The 5581-nt window shown below is 52.7% G+C and carries 8 protein-coding genes; all 8 read left to right on the forward strand.

What is annotated here, in order from left to right; all coding sequences use genetic code 11:
- Positions 1 to 251: 251 nt before the first annotated feature.
- On the forward strand, positions 252 to 533 hold the full coding sequence (locus DXA97_RS19235; RefSeq protein WP_087295645.1) for a type II toxin-antitoxin system RelB/DinJ family antitoxin: 282 nt from the start codon (positions 252 to 254) through the stop codon (positions 531 to 533).
- The gene (locus DXA97_RS19240) at positions 526 to 798 is read left to right on the forward strand and encodes a type II toxin-antitoxin system YafQ family toxin (protein WP_118721431.1); all 273 of its coding nucleotides are present in this window, start codon (positions 526 to 528) and stop codon (positions 796 to 798) included. Before DXA97_RS19235 ends, DXA97_RS19240 begins: the two co-directional genes overlap by 8 nt.
- 18 nt (positions 799 to 816) lie before the next feature.
- Positions 817 to 1065: a hypothetical protein gene (locus DXA97_RS19245; RefSeq protein WP_087295647.1), complete on the forward strand. Its 249-nt coding sequence runs from the start codon at positions 817 to 819 to the stop codon at positions 1063 to 1065.
- Complete coding sequence (locus tag DXA97_RS19250; protein ID WP_117515913.1) at positions 1062 to 1577, forward strand: hypothetical protein; 516 nt, start codon at positions 1062 to 1064, stop codon at positions 1575 to 1577. The genes DXA97_RS19245 and DXA97_RS19250 overlap by 4 nt, the downstream gene beginning before the upstream one ends.
- 83 nt (positions 1578 to 1660) lie before the next feature.
- The gene (locus DXA97_RS19255; protein ID WP_117515911.1) at positions 1661 to 2014 is read left to right on the forward strand and encodes a helix-turn-helix transcriptional regulator; all 354 of its coding nucleotides are present in this window, start codon (positions 1661 to 1663) and stop codon (positions 2012 to 2014) included.
- A 9-nt stretch (positions 2015 to 2023) separates the two neighbouring features.
- Entirely contained in the window at positions 2024 to 2188 is a 165-nt protein-coding gene (locus DXA97_RS20425; RefSeq protein ID WP_158579779.1) for a hypothetical protein, read from the forward strand.
- A 106-nt stretch (positions 2189 to 2294) separates the two neighbouring features.
- Complete coding sequence (locus DXA97_RS19260; RefSeq protein WP_177592980.1) at positions 2295 to 3521, forward strand: plasmid recombination protein; 1227 nt, start codon at positions 2295 to 2297, stop codon at positions 3519 to 3521.
- Positions 3522 to 3947: 426 nt separating this feature from the next.
- The gene (locus DXA97_RS19270; RefSeq protein ID WP_117515908.1) at positions 3948 to 5477 is read left to right on the forward strand and encodes a hypothetical protein; all 1530 of its coding nucleotides are present in this window, start codon (positions 3948 to 3950) and stop codon (positions 5475 to 5477) included.
- Positions 5478 to 5581: the final 104 nt, after the last annotated feature.

The raw sequence follows: 5581 nt of genomic DNA on the forward strand, positions 1-5581 counted from the left end.
AATAAGGCCCAGAAAGGCCCCTGTTACGCTTTAGAAGCCGTTTTCAGCCCTCCGAGGGTAAATATACCGGCCCCCTCTCTACCGCGCCCGGAAAGCCGCATAAATCAAGGCTTTTTTGCCACCTAAATGCGTACATACCAGGGCAGAAGTTTAAGAGCCAGGGCTTGGGGAAACGGGCAGGAAAATGTATTGACATTGTAAATAAAAAAATGATACAATGTATATAATAAGAGTGAAAGGAGTTGCTATCTATGGCGAATACAAATATTAACATTCGTATGGACGCAGATTTGAAGCGGCAGTTTGAGGCGTTCTGTGCTGATATGGGAATGACGATGACAACGGCGTTCAATGTTTTTGCTCGTAAGGCGGTGAGAGAGTATAGAATACCCTTTGAAATCAGCGGCGATGTGCCGAACGCAGAAACCGTCGAAGCAATCCAGGAAGTAAAGAGAATGAAGGCCGATCCGAGCCTCGGCAAGACCTATTCCAATGTCGATCAGATGATGGAGGAGCTGCTTGCCGATGTATAACATAAGACCAACCACAAAGTTTCAGAAGGATTTGAAGCGTGTGAAAAAGCGCGGCTTTGATATTTCTTTGCTGACCGATATTATTAAAAAGCTGGCTGCGGGGGAGCCGTTGCCGGGGAAGAACAGGGATCACCAGCTTTCCGGGGACTATGCGGGGTGTCGTGAGTGCCACATTACGCCGGATTGGTTGCTGATCTACGAAGTGGACGGGGACGAGCTGATTTTATATCTTACCCGGACGGGATCGCATAGCGACTTATTTTAGGGGAAGGAGGAAAGGTCTATGAGCTGGGATAAAGAGAGGATCGCGCAGATACAGCTTCCCGATCCGGCAGACGATGATCCGCACCCTCGTCTGCTCTTGGAAGGGCGCGGCATACACGCAGGAGAGGGATTTACAGCTCTGTTTCCAGATGGCTGGCACGAGATTACCCTTGAAGTAGCCTGGGAGCCGACAGGCCCTGCTTGCTGGTACATATCTACGCCTGGGTTTAAGGGTGTGTGTCCTGTGGGCCTGTTCGTGAAAGTATGAAAACGATACGGCAGATAGCCGACGAGATAGGGGTATCAAAGCAGGCGGTCTATAAGCGATACAAAGGCAAGCTGCATACGGTTTGCGCTCCGTATACGCATACGGAGCAGGGGGTATTGTATCTATCGGAGCAGGCTGAAACCCTGATAAAACAAGATTTTTTGAAAGATGACCGCTCCAATGGAGCGCATACGGATACGCATACGGAGCGCTCCATTGGAGCGGTGCCGGAGCAGTCGCAAGAGGCCGGAGTGGTAGCAGTTTTGCAGGCCACCATCGACACGCTGCAGGGGCAGCTTGAAGTGAAAGACCGGCAGATTGAGGAACTAAACGCAAGGCTGGCAGAGGTCAGCGCGGCGCTGCTTGCCGCCCAGCAGACAGCAGCGGCGGCCCAGGCCCTTCACGCGGGGACAATCCAGCAGCAGCTTCTTACCGGGGAGGCCGGAGCGGATCAGCAGGGCCAGGAGCCGGAGCAAAAGCGCGGGTGGTTTAGTAAACTGTTTGGAAAGTAGAAAGCAACTTAAAGTTGCTCAATAATTGATGGTAGCAACCGAGAAGTTATTGCTAAAATGATGATCAGAAAGGAGGAACAAATATGAGTATAGCGGCACCAATGCTGGTTATTTCTTTGATCATCTATGCAGGTCTTTTCGGGCTATTTATCTATCTGGTTATCTTAATTATTCGAGCTTTGAAGAAATATATTAGGTCTAAAGATGTAAGAGCTGAAAAGAGCGTCCTTAAGCAAAATTTAGGTGAAGTATTGAAAGACTTGCGGACTAAAAATAAGATGACCCAAGAATTTGTAGCAGAAACAATAGGGGTTAGTCGGCAAGCAGTATCTAAGTGGGAAAGCGGAGAATGTGATCCGAGTACCTCTAATTTGATTGCGCTGGCAAAGTTGTACAGAACGACGGTTGAGGAAATTTTGCAGAACATAAAGCAGTAATTTGACAGTGTGGCCGAAGCCCCAGCCGGAGCCGCCCGAAAGCAGCGGGAAACCGTAGCGGTTGGCAGCTCCGGCAATCCCCCGCGGGAGCGCGCAAAAGCACTTTCATACTGCCAGCCCCAAAGGGGCGGCGGTGTGAAAGTGCTTTTGCGTTACTTTCTCACAAGAAAGTAACAAAGAGGTTGTGGCCTGCGGCCAGTTATGGTAAAATAGGAATAGTAAGATATGGGCTTTTTGCAGGAAAGGGACGGGTGATTTTATAGGTACAACCATTTCGGGAATGACGGGCCGGGGAAGCATCCGGCACAACAACAGGAGCTTTTCAGCGGCGAATGTAGACCGGAGCAGGTCGGGGCAGAATGTCACCTTTTGCAACGAGGATTTGAAAAAGGTGTACCACGAACTTTTCGATGAAGCCCTGGCTGCCTACAATGCCAAAAAGAAAAAGACCAGGGACAAGATACCAGACTACTATGAGCATATCCGGCAGAGCAAGCAGGAAAAGCTATTTCATGAGGCTATCTTCCAGATCGGCAACTTGATAGACTGCGGGTGCGGCTCCCCTGGAGGGGAACGGGCGGCGGCAGCTCTCAAAGAGTTTGCAGAGTCCTTCCAGGAGCGCAATCCTCATCTGCGGGTGTTCAATATGGTGCTGCACATGGACGAGGCCACGCCCCACCTCCATGTGGACTTCGTGCCGGTGGCAACGGAGCAGAGCCGGGGCCTTTCGACGCGGGTATCAATGAAACAAGCGTTAAAGCAGCAGGGATTTGAAGGGATGGGCCGGAAGCAGACGGAATGGAAAGCCTGGATGGAACGGGAGAAAGAAGCCCTAACGGAAATCGCCCAGGCGCACGAGTTTGAGATTATCAGCTTAGGCGGTGGTCGGCCTCATATGGAGCTGCCAGAGTACAGAGCAGCGGCCCAGCGGCTTGAAGCTATCCAGGAACAGGTGACAGCGGCAGAGCAGGAGATCGCGGCCCTGGAAAAGCAGAGAAAGGCCCTGCAAGGGAATGTGAAGCTGCTGAAAGCGGTTGAGAAGGTCAAGCCCGATCTGGACGCAATACAGCCGGAAAAGACGCTGACAGGGGCCGTCAAGGGCGTGACGGTGGAGCAGGTGAAGGAGCTGAAGGCGGCGGTGATCCGGGGCGCGGCGGCAGAGCAGAAGGTGCGGGAGCTGAAGGTAGAAAACCAACAGCTTCAGCAGAAAATCCCCTCGACGAAAGAAAAGCTGAAGGAGGCCCAGGAGCGGCAGCGGCTTGAAAATGAAAACCGGCAGCTTAAAGTGCAGGTGGAATACCTGGAAGAAGATTTGAGCCGGGAGCGCGGGTTTTCGGCGCGGCTTCAGGAAGGGATCGGGGCGGTGCTGGATTTCCTGGATCGGCACTTGCCAGAGCAGTTCCGGCCCCTGGTCGAAAAGGCGCGTGAGCTACTACCTGTGCCAGAGGTGCAGCAGCCGGAAAGAGAGCAGGAACGGGGCCATACCTGGGGTGGTATGGAGCTATAAAAGAAGCCTGTCAGGGGGCCTTGCAAGAGCCGCCCGGACAGGCTATAATAACAGTAAAAATAGGGAATAAAATATATTGATAATATATGCCCCCCTATGGGGTATGGGAGATGGCAGGGAGTTAGTGGGTTGTAAAATAGGGAATAAAATATATTGATAATATATGCCCCCCTATGGCCTTTAGGCCAGGGAGAAAAATAATAAAATATTCTCTCTCGGACAGGGAGAAAGTCGGAGGGGGTTATGGGGGTGAGCGGCGGGGTGTGGGAATGTGGTAAACCTGAAAGGTTTTCCATCATTTCCATGCCCCAGAGCGAGGGGGAAAAGGGGGAGGTGACTTTCTCTTTAAGGCCCCTTTGGGGCCGCTCTTTGGCTCCCCCTTTTCCCCCTGTGGGTTTGCAGAATGTACGAAAAGAGGTGTAAGGAATGGCGGATCAGCAAGAAGCTCTGGAACGGCTGCGGGAACTTTACAGGGAAAAGAACGAGCATTTAGAGAAGTTTTTGGAGCCGGTGGAGCCGTATGAGTTTTATCGTGAGATCTTCCCGGAAGGATCTTTCGAGAGGAAGGGTCATTTTGAGGACAGGAAGGGAAATGGAATTGCGGTGACGGTGCCGAAAGGTGAGGTTGACAAGGCAACGGGGATTGCCTTGCAGATCGAGGGGGACGGTAAAGCGAAACGCTGTACCATCACTGACGAGCTGGACGAGCTGCGGGAGCTGCAAGACACCGATTTTACGATTATGTCCCCGATTTCTTATTTTGGGCGGCGGCGGTGTGGCAAAAATGCCCGGTATCTCTATGCTCTGGTCTTTGACCTGGACGGGGTGGGTATGCCTCAGCTCCGGGACACGCTGCACCAGATGAATAAGGATATTTTGCCCCAGGCAACCTTTGTTGTAAACAGCGGGACAGGGCTTCACCTGTATTATGTGCTGAAAGAGCCGGTGCCTATGTACCCGTACAACCAGAAATGCTTGAAAGAGCTGAAATATTCCCTTACCCGGCAGATTTGGAATAAGTTTACCTCCACTATCAAGGAGCCGCAAATGCAGGGGATTTTGCAGGGCTTTCGGGTGGTCGGCTCCGGCTCGAAGCTGGGGCGTGAGTATCCTGTGAGGGCGTTCCGGCTCGGCGGGCCGGTGGAGCTGGCGTGGCTGCTTGATTATATCCCGGACAGCAACGGGGAACAGCAGCGGCTTGAGGGGCTTATGAGAAAGAGCCGCCTGTCGCTGGCCGAGGCGAAAGAGAAGTACCCGGATTGGTATGAGCGGCGGATCGTCAAGAAGGAGCGGCGGGGCCGATGGACGGTTAAGCGTGACCTTTACGACTGGTGGCTGCACCGGATCGCCGATGAAATCCGGGTGGGCCATCGTTTCTATGGCATTATGACGCTGGCGATTTATGCGAAAAAATGCGGGATAGACGAGGACGAGCTGCGCCGGGACGCTTTCGCGCTGCTTCGGCCCTACGATGATATGAGCGTGGAGGATATAAACCGCTTTACAAAAGATGATGTGGTGTGCGCTCTGGAAATGTTCAATGAGGACTATGTGACATTCCCCAGGGACGATATAGCGAAGCTCTCCGGCCTGACTATGCCTGTCAATAAGCGTAATTTTCAAAGACAAGCAGATCATCTTGAAATTGCAAGAGCTATTCGGGATATTAAAGCGAAACAGCAAGGGAAAAAGGATTGGAGAGAAGGGAACGGGCGGCCTAAAGGCAGCGGAACGGCTCAGGTGCGGGTTTATGAATGGCGGCAGCAGTACCCGGAGGGGCGCAAGGCTGACTGTCACCGGGAAACTGGCCTTGATCCGAAAACCGTCCGTAAGTGGTGGGATTGCCCGCCGCCAGCGGTACGCTTTGAAAATGGGCATATAACAGTGCAGGTGTCCCCTTCCCAGGAGTTAAGCGATTGGCTCCTGGACGCGCTGCACAATGGAGGCCAGGAATAAGGCCCAGAAAGGCCCCTGTTACGCTTTAGAAGCCGTTTTCAGCCCTCCGAGGGTAAATATACCGGCCCCCTCTCTACCGCGCCCGGAAAGCCGCATAAATCAAG

Source organism: Clostridium sp. OF09-36 (assembly GCF_003481985.1).
Lineage (GTDB): Bacteria > Bacillota > Clostridia > Lachnospirales > Lachnospiraceae > Brotaphodocola.

Coding starts and splice junctions, on each gene's coding strand:
- DXA97_RS19235 (WP_087295645.1), top strand. CDS start 252: ATGGCGAATACAAATATTAACATTCGTATGGACGCAGATTTGAAGCGG.
- DXA97_RS19240 (WP_118721431.1), top strand. CDS start 526: ATGTATAACATAAGACCAACCACAAAGTTTCAGAAGGATTTGAAGCGT.
- DXA97_RS19245 (WP_087295647.1), top strand. CDS start 817: ATGAGCTGGGATAAAGAGAGGATCGCGCAGATACAGCTTCCCGATCCG.
- DXA97_RS19250 (WP_117515913.1), top strand. CDS start 1,062: ATGAAAACGATACGGCAGATAGCCGACGAGATAGGGGTATCAAAGCAG.
- DXA97_RS19255 (WP_117515911.1), top strand. CDS start 1,661: ATGAGTATAGCGGCACCAATGCTGGTTATTTCTTTGATCATCTATGCA.
- DXA97_RS19260 (WP_177592980.1), top strand. CDS start 2,295: ATGACGGGCCGGGGAAGCATCCGGCACAACAACAGGAGCTTTTCAGCG.
- DXA97_RS19270 (WP_117515908.1), top strand. CDS start 3,948: ATGGCGGATCAGCAAGAAGCTCTGGAACGGCTGCGGGAACTTTACAGG.